The organism is Micromonospora sp. NPDC049529 (assembly GCF_055586685.1).
The window spans coordinates 207,374-226,738 of record NZ_JBVJHT010000007.1 but is presented as its reverse complement, the minus strand read 5'-3'; the positions used below and the strand labels follow the sequence as shown (position 1 = coordinate 226,738).

The 19,365-nt window shown below is 71.4% G+C and carries 21 protein-coding genes; 8 read left to right on the top strand and 13 right to left on the bottom strand.

Annotation, left to right across the window (positions count from 1 at the left end):
* Nucleotides 1–67: 67 nt before the first annotated feature.
* A complete protein-coding gene (locus tag ACZ6QQ_RS14415) occupies nt 68–781 on the bottom strand; it encodes a hypothetical protein (RefSeq protein ID WP_465876566.1) in 714 nt (237 codons plus the stop codon).
* A gap of 307 nt (nt 782–1,088) precedes the next feature.
* On the opposite strand from ACZ6QQ_RS14415, the gene ACZ6QQ_RS14410 reads away from it, so the two are divergent.
* The 7 genes from ACZ6QQ_RS14410 (at nt 1,089) to ACZ6QQ_RS14380 (ending at nt 6,978) form a co-directional block, all read left to right on the top strand.
* Nucleotides 1,089–2,018: a PIG-L deacetylase family protein gene (locus tag ACZ6QQ_RS14410; RefSeq protein WP_465876565.1), complete on the top strand. Its 930-nt coding sequence runs from the start codon at nt 1,089–1,091 to the stop codon at nt 2,016–2,018.
* On the top strand, nt 2,018–2,992 hold the full coding sequence (locus tag ACZ6QQ_RS14405) for an ATP-grasp domain-containing protein (protein ID WP_465876563.1): 975 nt from the start codon (nt 2,018–2,020) through the stop codon (nt 2,990–2,992). Before ACZ6QQ_RS14410 ends, ACZ6QQ_RS14405 begins: the two co-directional genes overlap by 1 nt.
* The gene (locus ACZ6QQ_RS14400) at nt 2,989–4,212 is read left to right on the top strand and encodes a glycosyltransferase family 2 protein (protein ID WP_465876562.1); all 1,224 of its coding nucleotides are present in this window, start codon (nt 2,989–2,991) and stop codon (nt 4,210–4,212) included. Before ACZ6QQ_RS14405 ends, ACZ6QQ_RS14400 begins: the two co-directional genes overlap by 4 nt.
* Before the next feature lie 130 nt (nt 4,213–4,342).
* Nucleotides 4,343–4,987: a transporter gene (locus ACZ6QQ_RS14395; RefSeq protein ID WP_465876560.1), complete on the top strand. Its 645-nt coding sequence runs from the start codon at nt 4,343–4,345 to the stop codon at nt 4,985–4,987.
* Nucleotides 4,984–5,316: a transcriptional regulator gene (locus ACZ6QQ_RS14390; RefSeq protein ID WP_465876559.1), complete on the top strand. Its 333-nt coding sequence runs from the start codon at nt 4,984–4,986 to the stop codon at nt 5,314–5,316. The genes ACZ6QQ_RS14395 and ACZ6QQ_RS14390 overlap by 4 nt, the downstream gene beginning before the upstream one ends.
* Nucleotides 5,313–6,227 carry an ABC transporter ATP-binding protein gene (locus ACZ6QQ_RS14385; protein ID WP_465876558.1) on the top strand — a complete coding sequence of 305 codons (915 nt, stop codon included), beginning with the start codon at nt 5,313–5,315 and terminating at the stop codon, nt 6,225–6,227. Before ACZ6QQ_RS14390 ends, ACZ6QQ_RS14385 begins: the two co-directional genes overlap by 4 nt.
* Nucleotides 6,228–6,240: 13 nt before the next feature.
* Nucleotides 6,241–6,978: an ABC transporter permease gene (locus ACZ6QQ_RS14380; RefSeq protein ID WP_465876556.1), complete on the top strand. Its 738-nt coding sequence runs from the start codon at nt 6,241–6,243 to the stop codon at nt 6,976–6,978.
* A gap of 70 nt (nt 6,979–7,048) precedes the next feature.
* Here the strand turns inward: ACZ6QQ_RS14380 and ACZ6QQ_RS14375 are convergent, their stop codons facing one another.
* From ACZ6QQ_RS14375 to ACZ6QQ_RS14360, 4 genes are all read right to left on the bottom strand, one after another.
* Entirely contained in the window at nt 7,049–8,935 is a 1,887-nt protein-coding gene (locus tag ACZ6QQ_RS14375; protein WP_465876554.1) for a M14 family zinc carboxypeptidase, read from the bottom strand.
* A 330-nt stretch (nt 8,936–9,265) separates the two neighbouring features.
* Nucleotides 9,266–10,057: a WXG100 family type VII secretion target gene (locus tag ACZ6QQ_RS14370; RefSeq protein ID WP_465876553.1), complete on the bottom strand. Its 792-nt coding sequence runs from the start codon at nt 10,055–10,057 to the stop codon at nt 9,266–9,268.
* The gene (locus ACZ6QQ_RS14365; RefSeq protein WP_465876551.1) at nt 10,054–10,365 is read right to left on the bottom strand and encodes a hypothetical protein; all 312 of its coding nucleotides are present in this window, start codon (nt 10,363–10,365) and stop codon (nt 10,054–10,056) included. Before ACZ6QQ_RS14365 ends, ACZ6QQ_RS14370 begins: the two co-directional genes overlap by 4 nt.
* A complete protein-coding gene (locus ACZ6QQ_RS14360; protein ID WP_465876549.1) occupies nt 10,362–10,964 on the bottom strand; it encodes a hypothetical protein in 603 nt (200 codons plus the stop codon). Before ACZ6QQ_RS14360 ends, ACZ6QQ_RS14365 begins: the two co-directional genes overlap by 4 nt.
* 80 nt (nt 10,965–11,044) lie before the next feature.
* On the opposite strand from ACZ6QQ_RS14360, the gene ACZ6QQ_RS14355 reads away from it, so the two are divergent.
* Entirely contained in the window at nt 11,045–11,446 is a 402-nt protein-coding gene (locus tag ACZ6QQ_RS14355) for a YbaB/EbfC family nucleoid-associated protein (protein WP_465876547.1), read from the top strand.
* Between the two features lie 50 nt (nt 11,447–11,496).
* Here ACZ6QQ_RS14355 and ACZ6QQ_RS14350 read toward each other — a convergent pair whose 3' ends face one another.
* The 8 genes from ACZ6QQ_RS14350 to ACZ6QQ_RS14315 form a co-directional block, all read right to left on the bottom strand.
* Nucleotides 11,497–11,805 carry a DUF4229 domain-containing protein gene (locus ACZ6QQ_RS14350; protein WP_465876546.1) on the bottom strand — a complete coding sequence of 103 codons (309 nt, stop codon included), beginning with the start codon at nt 11,803–11,805 and terminating at the stop codon, nt 11,497–11,499.
* A gap of 14 nt (nt 11,806–11,819) precedes the next feature.
* Nucleotides 11,820–12,242 carry a hypothetical protein gene (locus tag ACZ6QQ_RS14345; protein WP_465876544.1) on the bottom strand — a complete coding sequence of 141 codons (423 nt, stop codon included), beginning with the start codon at nt 12,240–12,242 and terminating at the stop codon, nt 11,820–11,822.
* A gap of 137 nt (nt 12,243–12,379) precedes the next feature.
* Nucleotides 12,380–12,835: a hypothetical protein gene (locus tag ACZ6QQ_RS14340; protein WP_465876543.1), complete on the bottom strand. Its 456-nt coding sequence runs from the start codon at nt 12,833–12,835 to the stop codon at nt 12,380–12,382.
* Between the two features lie 244 nt (nt 12,836–13,079).
* Entirely contained in the window at nt 13,080–14,138 is a 1,059-nt protein-coding gene (locus ACZ6QQ_RS14335) for a WxL protein peptidoglycan domain-containing protein (RefSeq protein WP_465876542.1), read from the bottom strand.
* Nucleotides 14,139–14,289: 151 nt separating this feature from the next.
* Entirely contained in the window at nt 14,290–15,504 is a 1,215-nt protein-coding gene (locus tag ACZ6QQ_RS14330) for an Ig-like domain repeat protein (protein WP_465876541.1), read from the bottom strand.
* Nucleotides 15,505–15,708: 204 nt separating this feature from the next.
* Nucleotides 15,709–16,563 (bottom strand): phosphate ABC transporter ATP-binding protein, encoded by an 855-nt coding sequence (locus ACZ6QQ_RS14325; RefSeq protein ID WP_465876539.1) that lies wholly within the window; start codon nt 16,561–16,563, stop codon nt 15,709–15,711.
* A 30-nt stretch (nt 16,564–16,593) separates the two neighbouring features.
* Nucleotides 16,594–17,544 carry a sortase gene (locus tag ACZ6QQ_RS14320; RefSeq protein ID WP_465876537.1) on the bottom strand — a complete coding sequence of 317 codons (951 nt, stop codon included), beginning with the start codon at nt 17,542–17,544 and terminating at the stop codon, nt 16,594–16,596.
* Entirely contained in the window at nt 17,544–19,238 is a 1,695-nt protein-coding gene (locus ACZ6QQ_RS14315; RefSeq protein ID WP_465876535.1) for an Ig-like domain-containing protein, read from the bottom strand. The genes ACZ6QQ_RS14320 and ACZ6QQ_RS14315 overlap by 1 nt, the downstream gene beginning before the upstream one ends.
* Nucleotides 19,239–19,365: the final 127 nt, after the last annotated feature.

The window sequence follows — 19,365 nt, the reverse complement described above, 5'->3', positions numbered from 1 at the left end:
GGATAGCCACTCTTTCTCTACAAAAGCCTCGTCGCGTGCGCTTCTCTGCGGCGTCGGCCGGGGAGCGTCAGGCGTTGCCGTTGATGCGAAACTTGACCTTTTCGACTTCGGAGGCCAGGCCGATCGACTCCAGGTCGTGCTCATCGATCTTTCCGTCGCCGTTGGCGTCCGGCACCTCGTCCGGGGCGTCGTCGAAGATGCCGTTGCCGTCGAGGTCCTTCACGACGGCGGTGAGGACCTCGGACTCGACGTTCGAGCCGAAGTTCTCCGCGCCGACGATCCAGTCGTCGGTGATCTGGGTGACGTGCTCCGAACGGTTGGTCACCCCGGTCAGGTTGAACAGGTTCGCCACGTTCTGTCCGGCACCGGCGACGTTGGTGGTGACGAGGACGACCAGGCCGGGCAGCCGGTCGTCCTGGCCGGGGCCGAAGGTGCCCGGGAACGGCGGGATGTTGTCGTGCCCGGCCGGACCGGTGAGCTGTGGAGCGGTGAAGCCGGCCCGCTCCAGCCCGTCCGGCCCGCCCGGGAAGTCGATGGCCAGGTTCACGATCCATCCCAGGCCGCCGACGCCGACGTTGTCGCCGTACACCGGGGTGAGGATCTCGATCGAGACCGGTTTCCCGTCACCGTCCTTGCCCCCGTCGTGCCAGTACGGCGGTCCGTCGTCCGCCGCGTTGGCGATACCGGCGCCACCGCCGGCTCCGGCACCGGCGAGTGCCAGCGCTCCGGCGACTCCGAGACCGATACGGGCCAGGATGCTCTTGCTTCGGTTGTTCGACACGGAAAACCTCCACTGCTCAGCGGGGTACTGGTTTGTACCCTTTGGCGGCGTGCGGCTACCCGTACGGGCTGCTGGTATGCCCCGCTCGGAGATGAATTTTCTTCGCCACGGGCCACAACGCGCAGCCGGGATCGGGTGGACGGAACCGGGGCGTTCCTCCCATCCGGGCCGCAACCGGCAGCCGTGAGGACGCTCTCATCGACGGCTCAGGAAGGGCTCATCAAGGAGCGGCAGGCTGCGGTTTGACCGACAAGGCAGCCGCGTCCGTACGAGTTACGCCGTCGCGGCCGTACCGAGCGAGGTTGCCGTGACTGTTTCCCTGTCCGCACCACTACTGGTCGCGTTGCTGGCGGCGGCGACCGCCGCTGCCGGCGCCGACCGGCCGTTACGCCGCCGCTTCCGCCGACCCCGGCTGATCCAGGTGCTCGCGGTCGGCGCCGCACTGGTGCTGGTACCCGCCAACATCGCCTACGGTCTGGCGAGCCGGTCCGGGGCGAGCCCGACGGCGGGCGGGACCGCCGCCGGCGTACAGGTGGCCAGCCTCGTTGTGCTGGGTGTGCTGGTCGGACTCTGCGTCGTGCTCCGGGTCACCCCGGCACCGACCCGGTTGCCCCGGCGGGTCCTTGCCATCGGGGCCCACCCGGACGACCTCGAACTCGCCTGCGGCGGCACGCTGCTGCGGCTGGTCGACTCCGGACACGAGGTGCACGTCATGGTGATGAGCCACGGCGGTCGCGGCGGCGACGGCGACGTACGGGCCGGCGAGGCCGAGTCGGCGGGCCGGTTCCTCGGCGCCACCGGGATCGAGGTGCTCGACCTGCCCGACACCCGGCTCGCCCGGCACGAGAACGAGATGGCCGAGGCGATCGAGCGAACCATCCGGCGCCACCGGCCGGACCTGGTGTTCACCCACTCCGGCAACGACCAGCACCAGGACCACCGGGCGGTGCACCTGGCCACCCTCCGGGCGGCCCGCCAACACCCGGCGGTGCTCTGCTACGAGAGCCCGTCGGTCACCGCCGAGTTCCGGCCGAGCGTCTTCGTCGACATCTCCGACCAACTCGACGCGAAGGTCTGCGCGGTCGCCACCCACCAGGATCAGCGGGCCAAGCCGTACGTCGGCGAACGGCAGGTACGCGGCCTGGCGGTGTTCCGGGGCGGCCAGGCCCGGGTGCCGCTGGCCGAGGGTTTCGAACCGGTCCGGATGACGGTGCCGCTGATCGAGGAGCAGCACTGATGCCGCGTCTGCTGGTGACCGGCGCGGCCGGTCCCGCCGGCCGGGCACTGCTGCACGCGCTCGCCGTCCGGGGAGTCCCGGTCGTCGGCGTCGACATGGCGCCCGCTGCGGTCACCGGACGAGGGCCGCAAGCGGGCGCGGGCGCGACCATGGACGGGAACGGAATCGGACGGGCCGCCGGCACCGGGCCGGACGGGATCGGACGGACACCGGACATCGGGCCGGACGGGATCGAGCGGGTGCCGGCCGCCACCGACGAGTCCTTCCTGCCGGAACTGTTGCGGATCGCGGACCGGCACGAGGTCGACCTGATCGTGCCCACGGTCACCGAGGAACTGCCGGTGCTGGCCCCGCTCGCCACCCGGCCCGGTCACCCGGCGGTGCTGGTGAGCCCGGTGTCGGCGGTGGCGATCGCCGACGACAAGTGGCAGACCGCGCAGGTGTTGGCGGCGGCCGGGGTCGCCGTACCGCGTTCGGTCCTACCGGGGGTGCTCAGCCCGGCGGCACTGCGCGGCTACCTGGGGTCGACGTACCTGAGCAAGCCGCGCCGGGGGCGGGGCGGGCGCGGCGTCCGTGTGCACGACCGGGTCGGGACGCCGCCGCCGGATCCGGGCGACGTGTTGCAGGAGTTCATTCCCGGTACGGAGTACGCCGTCGACCTGTTCGCCGACCGGCTCGGTCGGATGCGGGCGGTGGTGGTGCTCCGCAAGACCACGCTCGCCCAGGGCCGGGTCGGCAACGCGGTACGGGTGCTCCGTGAGAACTCGTCCGATCTGGCCGATGTGGCCGACCTGGCCGTGGCGGCGGTACAGGCGATCGGGGTGACCGGTCCGGCCGACCTGGACATCCGGCGGCGACGGGACGGCACCCCGGTGGTGCTGGAGGTCAACGCCCGGTTCGGTGCGCACAGCCGGCACGCGCCGGAGGTGCTCGACGCGCTGCTGGCCGGGTACCGGGCCGGGGCACTCTCGTGATCGACCTGCTCGCCACCGTGATCGTGCTGCTCAGTGTGCCGCTGCTGCTGATCGGGGTGCTGGAGCTGGCCTACTACCCGCTGGCCGTGCTCGCCGAGGTACGCCGTCGCCGGCAGCCGGTCTTCGACAGTGTGCTGCCGCTGGTGTCGGTGATCGTGCCGGCGTACAACGAGGAGCGGGTGGTGGCCAGCTGCATCGAGTCGATCATCGCGACCCGGTACCCACGCAAGGAGATCATCCTGGTCGACGACGGTTCGACCGACCGGACGCTGGCGGTGATGCGCCAGTTCACGTACCACCCGGACGTGGTGGCGCTGACCCAGCGCAACGGCGGCAAGGCCAGCGCCCTCAACCTGGGCATCCGACTGGCCCGGGGCGAGATCTGCTGCTTCGTCGACGCCGACGGGGTCTTCACCGCCGACACCATCGGCGAACTGCTGCGCGGCTTCGACAGCGCCTCGGTCGGCGGGGTCTGCGGCAACGACGAGCCGGTCAATCTCGACCGGCCACAGACCCGCCTGCTGGCACTGCTCACCCACGCCACCGCGCTGGTCCGGCGCGGATTGGCGCAGATCGGCTGCCTGACCATCGTCTCCGGCAACTGCGGCGCGTTCCGCCGCCGGGTGGTGGAGGAGGTCGGCGGCTTCGAGACCGGGACGCTCGGCGAGGACCTGGAACTGACCTGGCGGGTACGCGCCGCCGGGTACCGGATCAACTTCCAGCCCCGGGCGATGGTCTACGCCGAGGTGCCGTCGACGGTGGGCGGGCTCTGGCGGCAGCGGATCCGGTGGACCCGTGGACTGGTGCAGACCGCTCGACGTCACCGCGACCTGATCGGCAGCCGACGGCACGGCCGGCTCGGCTGGTACCTGGTCTACAACCTGGTCACCATGCTGGCGGTGCCACCGGTCCAGCTGTTCACCCTCGGACTGGTGCTGCTGCTGGCCGCGTTGGGTCGACTGCCGAGCGCGGCGACCGTACCGGCGCTGCTGCTGTGGATCGGGCTCGGAGCGGCGGCGGCACACACCCTGGTCGCGATCACCCTCGACCGGGCCTGGCGGGATCTGCGGCTGCTCTACGTCCTGCCCGCCGCCGCGATTTTCTCCGTCTTCAGCAGCGTGGTGACCGTACGGGCGCTCTGGCTGGAGGCCCGCAACGCCCCGATGCGCTGGAACAAACTCGACCGCACCGGCGTCCGCACCCGCACCGGCGTGAGCTGACCCCCTACCCCCACCCTCCAGGTCCACTCTTGTAGAGAAAAGAGTCCCTATTTCGGCGCGGGAAACCACTCTTTCTCTACAAGAGGGCCCCGGCCTGGGGGGTTTGGGTTTGTGGCGTAAAGTAGTTTGCGTGGGACTTGAGGATGACGACGAGCGGTTGCCGGCGAGTCCGGCGGAGACGTTGCTGCTGATTCGGCAGCAGCAGGCCGAGGCGGCCCGGCAGCTCAACCCCGACCCCCGGCTGATCTACTGGCCGTGGGGAATCGCCTGGCTGATCGGGTTCGGGCTGTTCTTCCTCCGGTTCGGGCCGGACGACCGGGTCTACGTCAACCTGCCCGAGTGGCTGCCGCTGACCACACTCTTCGTCCTGCTCGGCGCCGCCGGCATCCTCTCCGCGATCACCGGCGCCCGGTCGTACGGCCAGATCACCGGCGACTCGGCCCGGCGCGGCCAGTGGTACGGCATCGCCTGGCTGCTCGGCTTCGTCAGCTACGGGATGATCCTCGGCCGGGTCACCGACAGTCAGCCGGACGACCTGGCCCGACTGCTCTGGGCCGCCGCGGCGGTCGGCCTGACCGGGGTGCTGCACGTGGCCGGCGGGGCGATCTGGCTCGACCGCAACCTGTTCCGCCTCGGCATCTGGCTCAGCGTGATCAACATCGTCGGCGTGTACGTCGGACCCGGCTGGCACGCGCTGATCGTCGCGGTCGCCGGGGGCGGCGGCATGCTGCTCGGCGGAACGGTCGCCTGGCTCAACCGCCGGAAGCGGCCATGACGAGCCCACCCGAGCTCGACCCGGTGATCCACGCCCAGGCCCGGCTGCGGGTCGTGTCCACCCTGGCCACGCTCGCCGAGGGTGACCGGATCACCTTCCCCCGGTTGCAGGAGATCCTGCGGATGACCGCCGGCAACCTCTCGGTCCACCTGCGCAAACTCGAAGACGCCCAGTACGTCGAGATCACCAAGACGCACCAGGGGCGTACGCCGGCCACCCTGGTCCGGCTGAGCCGGCGCGGCCGGTTGGCCTTCGAGGAGTACACCGCAGCGCTGCGCGCCCTGCTCGACCCGCCCGAGGCAGCCACCCCCGCCAAGGAGACGACATGATCCTCGCTCGCGCCGTGAAGGCCACCCGCCGGTACGGCGACGTCACCGCACTCGACCAGGTCAGCTTCGAGGTCCGTACCGGCGAACTGGTCGGGCTGCTCGGACCGAACGGGGCCGGCAAGAGCACGCTGCTGAACCTGCTGGTCGGCGTACGCCGGGTCAGTTCCGGCCGGGTCGAACTGTTCGGCGGCGACCCGCGCGACCCCGCGCACCGACAACGCCTCGGGGTCACCCCGCAGGAGACCGGCCTGCCGCCCACACTGCGGGTCGGCGAGGTGGTCGACTTCGTCTCCGCGCACTACGCCGACCCGGTGCCGCGCGGGGAACTGCTCGACCGGTTCGGCATCACCGACCTGGCCAAACGGCAGACCGGCGGGCTCTCCGGCGGGCAGAAGCGGCGGCTCGCGGTGGCGCTGGCCTTCCTCGGCCGACCTCAGCTGGTGATCCTGGACGAGCCGACCACCGGCCTGGACGTGGAGGCCCGGCACAGCCTGTGGGCGGCCATCCGGTCCTTCCACGAAGACGGTGGGACGGTGCTGCTGAGCAGCCACTACCTGGAGGAGATCGAGGCGCTGGCGCACCGGGTGGTGGTGCTCGGCCGGGGCCGGGTGCTCGCCGACGACAGTGTCGCCGCGATCCGGGGCATCGTCGGCGTACGCCGGGTCAGCCTGGTCGCGGAGAACCTGCCGGCGCTGCCCGGTGTGCTCGGCACCGAACACACCGACGGGCGTACGCACCTGCTGACCGCCGACGCGGACCAACTGGTCCGGGACCTGGTGGCGAGCGGGGTCGGCTTCTCCGGGCTGGAGATCCGGCCCACCTCGTTGGAGGAGGCGTTCCTGACCCTGACCGCCGGCGGCGACCGTCTGGTCGGGGCCGGTACGACCGCCACCGCACCGATCACCGCCTGACGGGGGAACAGCCATGCAGCTCGCGCTCGTACATGCCAGGTACCAGCTCCTGGAGACGATCCGGATCCCGATCGCGGTGATCGGCAGCGCCTTCTTCCCGGCCGCCTCGATGCTCTTCTTCGTGGTGCCGTTCACCGGCGACGACGCGACCGGGGCCACCTTCGCCACCGCCTCGATGGTGACCTTCGCGGTGATGAGCAGCAACATCTTCCAGTACGGCATTGGGGTGGCCGAGGATCGGGCGCAGCCCTGGGACCCGTACACCCGGACCCTGCCGGCCGGGCCGGCGCCGCGCTTCGTCGGCCGGATCCTCGCGGGCCTCGCGCTGACCTTCGTCTCGCTGATCCCTGTGGTGGTGATCGCGGCGGTGGCGACCCCGGCGACGATCACGCCGGCCGGGTTCGTGCTCGCGCTCGGCGCGGTGGTCGTGGCCGCGGTGCCGTTCACCCTGCTCGGGCTGACCATCGGGTACGCGCTGCCGAGCAAGGCGGCGATCGTGGCGGCCCAGATCATCTTCTTCCCGCTCGCCTTCGGCGGTGGCCTGCTCTCCGCGCCCGGCGACGCGCCCGGTTTCATCGAGACGATCGCACCCTTCCTGCCGACCCGGGGCGCGGTCGAGCTGATGTGGGCGGCGGTGGGTGACTTCCGCCCCGACCCGACAGCGCTGGTCATGCTCGGAGTCTGGGTGGTGGTCCTGGCCCTGTCCGCCGGCTGGGCGTACCGGCGGGACGAGGGGCGCCGGTTCAGCTGACCGGTGTCCGACAGCGCACTGCCCCGCCGACCGGGGAACCGGTCGACGGGGCAGCGTCGTGAGTGGACCGTCAGGAGCTGGTGATGGTCACGTTGTCCACGCCCGCCTCGACCAGGCTGGCGGTGGAGGTGTCGGTCGCCTCCACCAGGATCCGGACCTGCTGCCCCGCGTACGGGGTGAGGTTGAGGCTGGCACTCGCCCACGAGCCGTTGCGGTTGCTCGCCGCCCCGGCCTGGGTCAGCAGTGCGGTGGTGCCGCCGTTGTGCACCACGCTGACCCGGAAGAAGTCCGCCGAGGACGAGTTGGCGCCGTGGGCGAGGTACCACGACAGGGACAGCGTCAACGTGCCGCTGCCCGGCAACGCCACCACCGGCGAAAGGGCACTGGTCGAGCCGCCGTCGAGGTCGTAGTCACCGGCGGCGGTGCCGGCGAGCGGACCGGTGGTCAGGTCGTTGCTGCCGCCCGCCGGGGCGAGCTGCTTGGCGCCGCTGGAGTTGGTCGCCTGCGAGGTGCCCCGCGCCCACGCACCGGAGGTGGCGGTGTCCGTACCGGAGGGGTTGGTGGTCCAACCGGTCGCGGTCTCGAAGGTGTCCGACCAGACCGTGGTGCCGCCACCGCCGCCGCAGTACTGCGCCTGCTTGCCGATCACCCGGTACGGGCAGTCGGCGTACTCGCTGAGGATCAGGACCGCTTCCCGGTTGCGGGAGGTCTGCGCCGGGATGACCTCGTCGGGCGGGTAGAAGCCGCCGCCGCCGGACGATCCGGGGTACATCTCGAAGGTGTACGCCCAGATCTTGTGCTGGCCCCACATCCAGTCGATGCTGTCGCCGTCGGTGATGTAGAGGTCGGAGGACTGCTCCGGGGTGTAGCCGTTGGTGGCAGCCATCTGCTGGCCGAGGGTCCGGAACGTCGCCTCCTGGTCGACGTCGAGCCCCGGTGCGGTGTTCGCCGTGGTGTAGCCGTACGGCCAGAGCACCAGCTGCGAGTACGTGTGGAAGTCGATGTTCGCCTTGAGCTGCTGCACACCGCCGACGACCCGGCTGTTGACGAAGTTGCGCAGCGCCTGGGTCTCCGGGGCGGAGAAGGCGGACGGGCCACGGTACGTCTCCGACGAGGTGCTGCCCGACGATCCGCCGCAGCAGCCCCAGTTGTAGGACCAGTTGCGGTTCAGGTCGGTGCCGACGTTCGACGAACCGGCGTTGGGCTGCCGGTTCTTCCGCCAGGACCGGTACGAACCGGTGGCGATGTCGTACTCGCTGCCGTCGGGGTTGACCGTCGGCACGATCCAGATCTCCCGGGTGTTCACGATGTTCGTGATCCGGGAGTCGGAACCGTAGTTGTCGGTGAAGAGGTTGAGCAGGTAGATCGCCATCTCGACGGTCAGGTGCTCACGGGCGTGCTGCTGGGAGTTGAACAGGATCTCCGGCTCGGCCTCGTCCGTACCGACGTTGTCCGAGATCTTGATGACGGGCAGGTCCCGACCCTCGTACGAGCTGCCGATGCTGGACTTGCGGGCGATCGTCGGGTGGTCCGAGACCACCTGGTTGATCACCGCGGTCAGTTCGGCGTAGTCGTGGTAGTTCGAGTCGGCGGGCGGGAAGGCCATCGTGCCGACCCCGTCGGTCGCGCCCCGTGCGGGCGGTGCCGGTACGGCTTCCAGGGTGAAGCCGAGCGCGGTGATCGCCTTCACCTCGGCTGCGGTCGCGGTGACGTTCAGGATGCCGTGCTCGCTGTAGTTGATCGCCACGCCGGTCTTGGCGACCGCGTTGCGGTCGTCGAGCGTACGCGGGCCGAGTACGCGGTACTCGGCGCTGGTGGCGGCGCTGATCACGCCCGGCTTCGGATCGGCGGAGACCGGGCTGGTGACGACGGCGAACAGTCCCACCGCGACGGTCGCCGTGAGGGCGATGGTTCGGCGCCGGGACGACCGACGGGGTACGGGGGTACGGAAGGGCATGCAAAACCTCCTGGGGGTGCGGAGATTCCCGCTGTACCGCACACTGCACCACCCCTTACATGGTCATATCAATATGGATCACTCTCCGTTCCATCTCAACATCATCGTCACACCGGCGAAAAGCGCCGGCCCTGTCAGATCGGATGGAAATTCTCTTCAACGGCCGACCGGCACTGATCATCGGCCCGAGCGGCGAGGGCAGCGGCGAAGCGGTTGCGGACTGTGGGCACGCTTCCCATTGGAGCGAACGACATCAACTCCGAATCACCCGCGACGGCGATGCCGGGCCCGACCTGGCGATCAGCGGCGGGCCCGGCGGTCAGCCGTCGCTCAGAGCACCTGTGGCAGGTCCCATGCCTGGTCGGCGCCGGTCACCTTGTCGATTGTCGGGCCGAGGACCGGCTTCACGATGGTCTGCTTGATCACCCAGTTGGTGGCGAGCAGCTGGTAACCGGCGGTGCTCGCGTACCGGGCGCTGGCCCAGTTCTGCACCCCGACCTTGTGAATGCTGGTGAGCTTGTACGCCCGCGCGAAGTCGCTCATCTTCTTCAGGAAGAGAGCCACCTTCTCCAGCATCCGGGCCAGCTTCGCGGCCACCGCCGCCGCCCGGGTCGCGGCGAGCGCCGACTCCACCCCGACCGCCGCACCACCGACCACCGCCGACGCCCCGGCCGTGATCCAGGCCGAGGCGAGCGCCACGATGATCGTGATGATCGCCCAGGCAATCAGCTCCCGGACGATCTGCTCGACCAGCTCCCGCGCCTGCCGGGCGCCCTCCGCCGAGCCCTCCAGCAACTCGGCGGTGGCCTCGAAATGGTCGCCGATCTCGGTCAACGACCGGTTGAGCTGGGCCATCTCGTCGTTGAACGACTCGGCCGCCGCACCCTCCCAGTAGGAGAGCAGGTCGGTCCGCGCGCCCAACTCGTCCGTCGCGTACCGGTCCAGCCGGGCCGCCGCGTCCCGCCACGCCCTCGCCTGCGCGGTCAACGCGTCCGGGTCGCCGGTCACCTGGTCGATCGGATGGGCCAGGAACTCGACGATCGGCTTGATGATCGCGTACGCGGCACCGGCCGGGGCGAGCCAGTTCTCGATCTGCTCCGCGCCACTCGGCGGCCGGGTCACGACCCTCCCCCGAGCCGCTTGCCCGCGGCCTCGTCGGTGCCCCGGTAGTTGTCCCGCATCTGGCGGAACGCCACCGCCAGCTCGCCGAACACGTCCTCGCCGGTACGCAGCACCTCCAGCCCGTCCGTGGTGCGCTGCTCGTAGACCCTCGCCACCTCCCGCGACTCCGGCAGCAGCCCGAAGCTGTCGTCGGTCACGTCGGCGTCGACCAGCAGCGAACGGGTGTTGCCGAACGCCGTACCGAGGTCCTGCATCGCCTCCGCGTACCTGGTCATCGCGTCGAGATAGACCTTCACCGGTTGTGTCATTCCCGCTCCTCCCCAGGAGTCTGTGCCGCCGGCCGGGGCGGGCCGATGGCTTCCGCCGCCCGCCGACCCGCGTCCGGCGGTCCGCCGATCAGGGCACAGACCGATCCGTCGGTGAAGACAACCAGGAACCGTCCCCGGCGGAGCACACCCGCCGGCGCCTTGATCGCCCCGACGATAGCGGTCCGGGGCGATTCGTGGACGAACGTCGCGACGTACTCCACCGGACCGAACCAGCGGTCGGTCCAACTTCCACCCTTCCGGTCGACCGTCTTCCGGTCGGCGATCAGCAACCTGGTCTCGGTGACCGCGAGGGTGGGCGAGACAGTGGTGGCGATCGCGCCGTACAGGCGCCGGGCCGGGCTGTCCTCCGGCCCGATCACCGCCCGGCCGAAGGTCGCCCGCTGCAACAGGCTTCCGGGATGGCTGCCCAGACCGAGCAGGATGCTCGGGTCGAGCAGGTTCTTCAGTTCGTCGGAGATGGAGACGTCGTCGGTCGTACCGACGTCCTTGATCAGCATCGCGGCGGTCAGCAACCGCTCCCCGGGCGCGAGGAGTGGACGCAGCGCCGGTTCGATGTGGAGCGTGTCATCCTTGGCCACCGGGCAAGAATGCCATCGGTCCGTGGGCCGTCGCTATCCTGTCCACCCTGACCCGCCGCCACCGGCCGAGAGGATCTGACGTGCCCGACATCCGCAACCTGGAGGACCTCGCCGAGTACGCCCACCAGCAGGTGGCACGGATCCAGCGGATGCAGGAGGACCTGGCGGACCAGTACGGCACCGGCGAGTCGCCGCGCGGTTACGTGCGGGCCCGTACGGGTCCCGGTGGTGCCGTGCAGGAGCTGCGGATCGAACCCGGTGCCCTGCGCCTGTCGGCGGAGGACGTGGCGGCGGAGGTGACCGCCGCGATCGGCGCCGCCCAGCGGGAGTACGCCGACCGCGCCAACAGCATCATCACGCCGGTGCTGGCGGCGGCGCCGAGCGAGGGCTCGCTGGAGAACCTGGACGCCGGCATGCGCCGGCTGGACGGTCTGATGGACGACCTGGACCGGTTGGCCCGGCGACGCGGCCTGGACGGCTGAGCCGAGGCCTCCCCTCCTCCCGCTCGGTCAGCGGGTGGTGTCCGGGTCGGTCAGCGGGTGGCGTCCGGTTCGGCCGGCGGGGTGGTCGAGCCGGCCGGCGAGGTCGGGGCCGGCTGGTCGTCACCGGAGAGCGCGGCGCGCAGCCGTGCCTTCTCCTCCTGCCGCCGCTGGACCGCACCGGCAACCTGCTCGGCCATCTCGTTACGCCAGGTCTTGAGCAGGAAGAAGGACGCCGCCGCCGAGAACACCACCGCCAGCATGAGCTTGAGGAAGATGCTCATGGGAACCGGCAGCAGCGCGGCCATGACCACCAGGAACAGCCCGATCCGGCCCAGCGTGTACTTCACGGCGGGACTCACGATTTCATCTCCGATCAACCCGTCCGGCGGACCAGCCACCGGACGCCGAAATACCAGATCAGCGTATATACCAGCGCAAACGCCCCGGCTGCCGCCGCGCCCGACACCAGCGGCGGCGCTCCGGCGGCCAGCCCGGCGGCGAGCAGCCCGGAGGTCAGCCCGACCCCGGCGCCCACCACCGCTGCCGCAGCCCTGGCCGGACCCGGCCCCCACGCCCGGTACTCCTCCAGGAAGAGCCAGGCAGGCAGAATCACCGCCAGCCAGCCGTTGGTCTTGCCGAAGTCGGCCAGGCCGATCGACTCGAACGCCCAGTCGAACGCGACCAGCGCCAGCACACCGATCACCAGGCCGGCGAGAACCAGCCCGCCCAGATCGGCCAGTCCGGTGATCCGGCCGTTGGCGTCCCGCCGGGGAAAACTGCTCTGCGCTTCGCTCATGACACGTCGAGGGTACGTGAGCTGCCCGCTCCACCGCCCCAGCGGGCGCCACCAGCCGTACTCGTACGCGCCCCCCCGTCGTTGATCATGAAGTTAACGCGGACATTTCGGGCTGGCGCCTGTGCCTAACTTCATGATCAACGACGGGAGGGCGGGTGAGAGGTGGGGCGTTGGCGTCGTCGGCCGAGCAGCCGCACTGCGGCGCCGCCGCCGACCAGCGCCGCGCCCACCACGACGAAGGCACCGACCGCCATCCCGGTACGGGGCAGGTCGCCACCGTCGCCCGGTGGATCCGTCGGGGCGGTGGTGCTCGGCGTCACGGTCGTCGGCGACGGGGTGACGGGTGTCGGCGTGACGGGAGTCTGGGTGACGGTGCCGGTTGGCTTCGGGGCGATCACCACGCCCAACTCGACCGAGGCACCGCGATCGCCGCCGGGAGCCGGCGTACCGGACGGGGTGACCACCGCGCGCACCGGCCCAAGTCCGGCGGCGTTCACCGCCGGGGTCCAGGAGGCCGTGACCGCACCGGCGGCCCCGACCAGGAAGACCAGGACCACGGCGAGCCGGCGGATGTTGCGTTCGGCCACTGTCACCACCCTCTCCGCTCGTCATTCACGGCCGATACCGGCGGTGACCCGATCGCCACGCCGGGCAGCGACCCGATCGTCGTGCCGGGCGGCGACCCATTCGCCACGCCGGGCAGCGACCCGATCGTCGTGCCGGGCGGCGACCCATTCGCCACGCCGGGCGGCGACCCGATCGTCGTGGCGGGCGGTGGGTCGGCGGGTCCGGGCGCCGAACGGCGTCGGTCGGCCGTCCCGGATGCCGGCCGGGCCATCAGGAGGCCACCGGCACGGCCCGGGGCAGCGCCGGGTCGGCGGGGAAGATATCGGCGTCGTCCCGGTCCCGCAGGCGCACCATCCGGCGCCGCCAGAACCAGCCGACCAGGGCCGCGACGAGCAGGAACAGGACACCGAGGAGGAGCCACGGTACGGCCGGCACCGACGCCGACCCGGTCAGCGCGGGAAGTGTGCCGGGACCGGCCTGCGGGTTGACGCTGACCGTGGCGGTGAGCCGACCGGCGGGAAAGACCCCCGGCAGGGTCCCGCGCAGTTCCACCTCCGAGTCGGGCAGCAGTTCCGGGATGTCGATCACCTCGCTGTTGGCCAGCCGTACGCCGAGCGGCCCGGTCACCTGGATCCGCGCCTTCCCGCTCAGCCGGGTGTTGCCCCGGTTCACGAGCCGGTACGTCACCGCGACCTCGGCCCCACCGAACGGCACCAGTGGGTTGTCGTAGTCGACGCGCACGTCGCCGATCTCGGCGAGCGGGGTGAGCGGCCCGGCGACCCGGAGGTACACCCGGGCGGCGATCCGCCGCTCGACGTCGACCCGCTGGCCGCTGGAGTCGGTCTGCGCCTCGGTGGCCGAGGCGATGATGCCGCCGATGTGGTCACCCGGCGCGGCACCGTCCGGCACCCGCAGCTGGAACGGCAGGTCGGCGCGCTTACCCACGGGCACCTTGAGCTGCCGGGTCGGCAGCGTGATCCAGGAACCGACGCCGTCCGGCGGCTGGCTGCGCGGCAGCAGGGCGAAGCCGCCGTCCACGGCGGTGAACGCGTCGGTGGGATAGAGGTCGACGGTGAGCGGCTGGTCGCTCAGGTTCGTCACCGAGATCCAGTCGGTGATCTCCTCCCTGGGCGCCAGCTCGTAGTCGAGCTGCTTGCGTCCCTTCGGACCGCTCGGGCTGGACGGGACGATGGTCCAACGGAAGCCGTCGTCCCGCGCCGCACCGGCCGCCGAGGTCGGCACGATCGAGGTCAGCAGCACCGCCGCCACGGCGAGCAGCACCGCTGCGCGGGTGGCCCGACGGGGGCGTACGGGGTGGGCGAGGGTCATGGCACAGGCTCCGAGAAGAGGTCCGGCTCCGAGAAGAGGTCCGGCTGCGAGAAGAGGTCGGGAAGAACGGCGTGTGGCGGAGGTGACGCCGGCTCTCGCCGACGGCACCTCCGCCTGGGTCACCCGAGGGGCGGACCCGACCGGTTGTCGGTCAGGCCAGCGTCAGGGTCAGGGTCGCGGTGTACTCGCCCGGCGCCACGTTGTCCGGGATCGCGAGGCGGAGGTCGGCACCGCAGGTGAACACACCCGCGTTGGTGCCGGCGACGGCCGAGCAGAGCGTGCGGGTGTCGCCGAGGGCAGCGCTGCCGCCGGCCGCGACCGCACCCGAACCGCTGGTCTTGGCGGCGTTCGGGGTCCAGGTCAGGGCGCTGTTCGAGATGGTGCTGGTGCCCTGGTTGAAGTCCCCGAGCTGGCCGGTGAGGTTCCACGCGGTTCCGGTGCCCCGCAGGTCGGTGACGGTCGCGGCCGGCAGCGCACCGGTCGCGGTGCCACCGACGGTGCCGCCGGTGAGGCTGGTGTTCGGGGCGGCCACCGCGAGGGTGAACGCGCCCGGCGCCACGTCGGCGGTGATCTCGACGTCGACCGGCGGGGTGCCGCCGGCCCGGCGGATGATCTGGTACGACACCGCCGCCGAGGTGGAGGACTTGAAGTCGGCCGAGTTGGCCGGGGTGAACACGGCGGTGTAGTTGAAGGTGCCCGCCGGAAGGGCGGTGGTGGCGAGGGTGGCGGTGCCGGCGGCGACCGGCGCGGAGCCGATGACGCTGGCGCCACGGCGGAACTCGACCGTACCGGCGACGGCGGGGGCGCCCGCCTCGGTGGCGGCGACGGTGGCGGAGAGGGTGACCTCGTCGCCCTCGGTCGCCGTGTTGCTGGCCGGGCTGATGGCCAGGGCGGTGGTGGTGTTGTAGGCCACCGCGACCCGCCAGCTGCTGCCGTTGACCACGATCGAGGTACGGAACTCGTCGGTGTGCCGGCCCAGGGTCAGGCTGTAGCACTCGACGATGACCCACCACTCACCGTTGGCCGGGGCGACGTTCCCCAGCGCCTGGGAGAACGACCGGTCCCCGGCGAAGCTCAGCGGGGCCTGGTCGAAGCCGCCGCCGCCGAGGGAACGGGCGATGTTGGCGTACTCGCCGCCCGGCCGACCGATGCGCAGCGAGGCGTTCTCGCCGAACCCGGTCGGGCAGGCCGCGCTGGTCGCGTTCGCCAGCATCGGGGTGTCGGTGACGCTGCCGCTCTGCTGCGACAGGACCACGTCACCGAGCGACGCGGCCTGGGCGGGAGCGGAGACAGCAACGAGTACGCCGGTCGTCATCGCCATGGCGGCCAGCGTGGCGCCCGCGCGAGCGAACATCCGCTTGCTCATGAATCACTTCCTCTCATTGAGGGTGATGCTCGGCTGGATCCTCTTGACCCGGCCGGCAATCAGGCTCCACAGGAGCTGTGACCCGGTAGGCAGGCCAACGTCACCGCCGGACGTGCGGAAAGCGAATTCTGGGTGCCCGTACAACGGAAAACAGAATGGCTTCGACCGGCTCGACAAATGATTTGGCGAAAGGGCGGAGCGGGCTCAGCCGAACCGGCCGTTCACGTAGTCGTGCGTACGCGGATCCTGCGGGTTGTCGAACATCGCCCCGGTCGGGCCGTGCTCGACGATCAGTCCGGGGGTGCCGTGCGAGGCCAGGAAGAACGCGCACTGGTGGGACACCCGGGCGGCCTGCTGCATGTTGTGCGTGACGATGACGATCGTCACCTCGTCGGCGAGTTCGGCGATGGTCTCCTCGATCCGCCGGGTGGAGGTCGGGTCCAGGGCGGAGCACGGCTCGTCCATCAGCAGCACCCGTGGTCGTACGGCGAGCGACCGGGCGATGCAGAGCCGCTGCTGCTGGCCGCCGGAAAGGGCTCCACCGGGCTCGCGGAGCCGGTCGCGTACCTCTTTCCAGAGCCCGGCCTTGGTGAGCGTCTCCTCCACCAGGTCGTCCCGGCCGCGCCGGGAGACCCGGGTGCCGGTCAGCCGCAGTCCGGCGATCACGTTGTCGTAGATCGACATCGCCGGGAACGGGTTCGGTTTCTGGAAGACCATGCCGACCTGACGCCGGGCGTCGGTGATCCGGCGCTCCGCCGAGTAGAGGTCGCGCCCGTCCAGCAGCACCTCCCCGGCCAGTGACGCGCTCGGCACCAGCTCGTGCATCCGGTTGAGGATGCGCAGGAAGGTCGACTTGCCGCAGCCGGAGGGCCCGATCAGCGCGGTCACCTGCCCGGCCGGCATGGTCAGTGACACCCGGTCGAGCACCTTGTGGTCACCGAACCAGGCGGAGATCGACCGGGCTTCGAGGGTGGCCAGGTCGGCGCTGCCGTAGATCGACGGGATGGCGGGGGCGGAGGGTGGCAGATCGACCAGGGTCGCGTCTTCGACTGTGGACACGGCGATCCTTTCTGTACCGGAGCAGGGGCGCTAGAGCAGGTTGGGCAGGAGACGGGCGGCCTGGTCGGCGATGGCGAGGCCCAGCGCGATCAGCAGTGGGGTGCCGACGATCCAGGCCTGCCAGCGACCCCACCGCGAGCGGAGGTACGTCAGCGCGAGCGCCGCGAGCACGATGGCCTGGCCCCAGAGCATCAGCGGGGTCCAGGCGTCCGGGTCGGTGGCCATCGCCTGTTCCGGCGGCGGCAGTGAGGCGGCGCCGAACGTGCGTTTCGGTGCCGGCGCAACCGGCGACACCAGGTCCGCGTCGACCCGGAGCACGTCCTGCGGCACGAACGGGTCCCCGTCGGCGGTGATCAGGGTCAACCGGCCCGCCCCGGCCGAGGGTTCCGGTGGCGCGTTGTCGCCGGGTCGGCGCAGCCCGGTCACCCGGTAGGAGTGTTCACCCTGGCCGGTGGTGACCGTGATCATGTCGCCGGGCAGCAGCAGGTCCAGGTCCCGGAACGGGCCGCCGTACGCCGCCCGGCGGCCGAGCACGAGGCTGGTGCCCGGCTGTCCGGGCAGTACGGTGTCCCGCCGGTGACCCGGACCCGACCGCAGCACCTCGCCGCTGCTGCCCTCGAAGACCACCGCCTGCAGACCGACCGCCGGGATGCGCAGTACGGCCACGGCGGAGCCCGGTTCGACCAGTCGTTCCCGCCCCGCGCCCCCGTCGGTGAAGTCCAGCCGGTTCTGCCCCACCGGTGCGGTCCCCTGGGCCAGCTCGGTGCGGAAGTCGGCGAAGGCGGTCTGCTGGTTGCGGGCGTACTGGAGTTGGGAGACCAGGGTCAGGTGGATCACCAGGCCGAGGGCGAGGCAGGCCAGGGTGCTGAGCGCCACGCCCGGCACCTGGAGGGCGAGCTTGACCGGACGCGCGGCCGGCACCTGCCCGGCCGGAGCCGGGGTCGGTGCCGGCCGGGCCGGTGGCGCCTCGGTCACGCTCATCAGTGGGCGTCCGGCCAGGCGACCGGTTGGGGCTCGGTCCGGCGCCGGCTGACCAGCATGGTGCCGCCGCCGAGGGCGACCAGCAGCAGGCCGGCGGAACCCACCGCGATCAGCGGGGCACCGGTACGCGGCAGCGTGTCGCCGCCCCCGCCACCGTCCCCGCCCTCGTCGCCGCCGCCCTCGTCCCCGCCGCCGTCGGCCGGGTCGCCGGACGTGATCACGTACGAGTTGACCGCCGACTGGGAGGAGCCGTAGGCGTTGGTGGCGGTCGGGGTGAAGGTCGCCCGGAGCTGGTGGGTGCCGGCCGTCAGGGTGGACGTCTTGAAGCTGGCCTGGCCGTTGCTGACCGTGGCCGAGCCCAGCTGGGTGGTGCCGTCCAGGAACTTCACCGTGCCGGTGGCGGCGGACGGGCTCACGGTGGCGGTGAGGGTCAGCTCGGTCCCTTCCCGCTGGGGCGAGGCCGGCGTGACCGCGAGCGTGGTGGTGGTCGCCACGGGCCCGGTCGGCGGGGTGCCGACGAGGTAGCCGTTCAGCGTGTCCGTCGAGCCCACGAAGTCGTTCTCGTCGGCCGGTACGAACACCGCCTGGAGGCTGTAGTTGCCGTCGGCGAGACGTGGGCTGACGGTGTGGGTGTACCTGCCGTCGGCCAGGTCGGAGGTGCCGAGGACCACCCAGACCGTGGTCCCGGTGAGGCGCTGCTCGAACCGTACCCGGCCGACGGGGGCGGTCACGCCGGTGCGCTGCCGGACGGTCGCGCTCAGCACCAGGTCGGTTCCGGCCGGCAGTGGACTGGCCGGGGCGACGGTCAGTCTCGTCTCGGTTTCCGGCGTCGGGGCCTCGCCCACGTACACGGCGACGTCCAGGGTGGCGGCCGATCCGACGTACGCCGGCCCGTCCGGCACGAACCGCGCCGTGATCCGGTGCGTACGCGAGGTGATGGCGCCCTCGGGTGGTGGCAGGGCGATCACCATCAGGACCGCCCGGCCCTCGGTCACCGCGACCGTGCCGAGCTCGACCGCCGGGTCGGAGGTGATCGGCTCACTGCGGCTGAACACCACGTTCCCGGTGGCTGTCGGTGGCAGCGGGGCGCACTCGTCTCCCGTACCGGGTACGCAGACGGTGGCGGTGAGGGTGACCGGAGTCGCGGCCGGGACCGGGCTCGGGTCGACCGCCAGCGCGGTCCTCGTCGCCGTGGCGGCGGTACAACTGTCGGCGGTGGTCCAGAGGTCGCCGCACACCTCGATCGAGGTCTGGAACTGGTCGGGGCTGCGGCCGGCGGTGAGGCTGTAGCAGTCGACGATGACCCACCACTCGCCGTCGCGTTCGACGACCGGGGGGTCGATGGCCTCCACCGCCCTGGTGAAGGAGCGGTCGGCCGCGAACTCCAGCGGGTTCTGGTCCCAGCCGCCGGCGCTCAGCGCGCGGGCGAGGTTCGCGTACGGGCCGCCGGGGCGGCCGATCCGCAGGTTGGTGGTCTCGCCGAAACCGGTCGGGCACGGTGTGGCGGTGCTCGCGGTGGCGAACATCGGGGTGGTGTTCACGTCGCCGGTCTGCTCGGAGAGCGTGACGGCACCGAGCGACACGGCCTGCGCCGGGCTCGCCGGCCCGATGAGCACCCCGGCCACGAGTACGCCGGCCGAGAGTAGGCCCGCCGACAGCAGGGCGAGCGCGCGGGCAAACCTGTGCCTGCTCATTGATCACTTCCTCTGGTCAGGTGCCGAGCGGTCCGGGGGGGGGGGGGGGGGGGGCGGGGAAAGGGGGGGGGGGGGGGGGGGTGGGTGGCTCCCCTGTAGGTGTTTGTTGGGTTCGCTTCGAGTGTTT